The organism is Peribacillus sp. SIMBA_075, assembly GCF_046534585.1.
In genome coordinates, this window is sequence record NZ_JAWRYN010001606.1 from 1 (window position 1) to 236 (window position 236).

The following is a 236-nucleotide window of genomic DNA, read 5'->3' on the forward strand; positions in this document are numbered from 1 at the left end:
GCAGTTGGGAGAGTTTCACTGGATCGACTTCGCCAAGCTGGTCGATCATGTTCCCGGCTAATTTGATGCGTTCATCGTATAAAGATTGGCCTTTTTCGTCTTTAATATCGTTTTTCGCCGTCTTGAATAAATCGAGCGCTTTTTCGAGTGCGCTGAGGCGTTCGGCTTTAACGGGAAGGAAAGTCGAATAGAAGATCAAGGTCCAGCCAAATTCCCCGTTCAAGCGCTGATAGGAT

At 47.0% G+C, this 236-nt stretch carries 1 pseudogene; it reads right to left on the minus strand.

The window, feature by feature from the left end:
- A pseudogene (locus tag SB775_RS33860) lies at window positions 1-236 on the minus strand (LA2681 family HEPN domain-containing protein); the annotation flags it as partial.